The organism is Rhizobium deserti, assembly GCF_004358025.1.
Classification (GTDB): domain Bacteria; phylum Pseudomonadota; class Alphaproteobacteria; order Rhizobiales; family Rhizobiaceae; genus Neorhizobium; species Neorhizobium deserti.
On record NZ_SMTL01000015.1, the window covers coordinates 1 to 2,500 of the forward strand.

Annotated in this window: 1 rRNA gene (cut by a window edge); it reads left to right on the top strand. The window is 52.4% G+C overall.

From position 1 onward, the window contains the following. Positions 1–538: 538 nt before the first annotated feature. A 23S ribosomal RNA gene (locus E2F50_RS22755) occupies positions 539–2,500 on the top strand; it runs 1,083 nt beyond the window's last position.

Sequence of the window (2,500 nt, forward strand, 5' to 3'; positions counted from 1 at the left end):
TGAAGAAAAATGAGTTTGCATCATCCGCATTGGGTGCTGCCTGTTGTGCAAAAATCGTGAAGAGAAGATTGATCTGGAGGCTTCCAGGTGTTGGTTTTACCGCAAGGTAGACCGATGTCCGAGCCCAGTTCCTGAGATACCAAGGATGACCTAGCCGGTCGGATCTGGAGGAGGGGCTGGATGAGGTAGGAAGCTTGTCACTCTGGTCGGTCGTTGTTGGTGTTTTGGGCTTTCGGGCCTTTTGCATCTCTGACGATCTATTGATGTCCGTTTGCTAACCGCACGGACCCGGATTTAATCTCGAGAAGCTGGTCTTAAGACAAGACTGCAAGCGGGTCGCTCGGCGTGACCCCGATAAAGCAGGCTTGTCGAACACGTCGATGGCATTGTTAGAAAGCGTGATTGTAAAAGGTAATCACGCATGTTGGTCTGGTGACTTCGGTTTCCGGACTGTCGGCTTTGGCTGCCCCTTGAGCGTGAAGCGAGAGGGATAAGCTGGCCAAACCAAACAAAGATGATGAGCATTGGCAATGAGAACGATTAAGTGTCGTAAGGGCATTTGGTGGATGCCTTGGCATGCACAGGCGAAGAAGGACGTGATACGCTGCGAAAAGCCGTGGGGAGCTGCGAATAAGCTTTGATCCATGGATATCCGAATGGGGCAACCCACCTTGAATGCTTGGGAAATCTGTTCTGCTGTTTTTTTTGATCTCACGTGCCGTACGCAAGTCTTTGACTTGCTGGCACTGCGATGGCGCGGCAAACGATTGCCGACGGCCTCTGGCCTGTATGGGTGGCATGCTCGAAGTTTGAGCGTGGCAGCAATACAGCGCGGGAAGCGCGTCGCCGGTCGTCCGGCGCCCTGTCTGGAGCGCAGCGGCCGCAAGGCCGCGACAGCGTGAAGACGAAACGAAGCCCCGGGATTGGGGCGGGACGGTTCAGCACAACAGGTTTCCAAGCATTATCAACAAGGTATCTACACCTGAATACATAGGGTGTAAGAAGCGAACGCAGGGAACTGAAACATCTAAGTACCTGCAGGAAAGGACATCAACCGAGACTCCGCAAGTAGTGGCGAGCGAACGCGGACCAGGCCAGTGGCAATCAGGAATAAAGCTGAACGAGTTGGAAAGCTCGACCGTAGTGGGTGACAGTCCCGTAAGCGTAGAACACTGATTGTCCTAGAGTAGGGCGGGACACGTGAAATCCTGTCTGAACATGGGGAGACCACTCTCCAAGCCTAAGTACTCGTGCATGACCGATAGCGAACAAGTACCGTGAGGGAAAGGTGAAAAGCACCCCGACAAGGGGAGTGAAATAGAACCTGAAACCGGATGCCTACAAACAGTCGGAGCTCGCAAGAGTGACGGCGTACCTTTTGTATAATGGGTCAACGACTTAGTGTAACTAGCAAGCTTAAGCCGGTAGGTGTAGGCGCAGCGAAAGCGAGTCTGAACAGGGCGATATAGTTAGTTGCATTAGACCCGAAACCGAGTGATCTAGCCATGAGCAGGTTGAAGGTTGGGTAACACCAACTGGAGGACCGAACCCGCATCTGTTGCAATAGATTGGGATGACTTGTGGCTAGGGGTGAAAGGCCAATCAAACTCGGAAATAGCTGGTTCTCCGCGAAAACTATTTAGGTAGTGCGTCGATCGAATACCTCAGGGGGTAGAGCACTGGATGGGCTATGGGGACTCACCGTCTTACTGATCCTAACCAAACTCCGAATACCTGAGAGTACTAATCGGCAGACACACGGCGGGTGCTAACGTCCGTCGTGAAGAGGGCAACAACCCTGACCTCCAGCTAAGGTCCCCAAGTCATGGCTAAGTGGGAAAGGATGTGAGGATCCCAAAACAACCAGGATGTTGGCTTAGAAGCAGCCATCATTTAAAGAAAGCGTAACAGCTCACTGGTCTAAATAAGGGTCTTTGCGCCGAAAATGTAACGGGGCTAAAGCCATGCACCGAAGCTGAGGATGGTGATCTTCTTACGAAGACACCGTGGTAGCGGAGCGTTCCGTAAGTCTGTGAAGGAGGACCCGTGAGGGCCTCTGGAGATATCGGAAGTGCGAATGTTGACATGAGTAACGATAAAGAGGGTGAGAGACCCTCTCGCCGAAAGACCAAGGGTTCCTGCTTAAAGTTAATCTGAGCAGGGTTAGCCGGCCCCTAAGCTGAGGCAGAAATGCGTAAGTGATGGGAACCACGTTAATATTCGTGGGCCTGGTGGTAGTGACGGATTGCTCAACTTGTTCAGACTTATTGGATTGTCTGGGCAGGGACGCGGTTCCAGGAAATAGCTCCACCGTATAGACCGTACCCGAAACCGACACAGGTGGTCAGGTAGAGTATACCAAGGCGCTTGAGAGAACTATGTTGAAGGAACTCGGCAAATTGCACGCGTAACTTCGGAAGAAGCGTGACCCCATTTTGGGCAACCATGATGGGGTGGCACAGACCAGGGGGTAGCGACTGTTTATCAAAAACACAGGGCT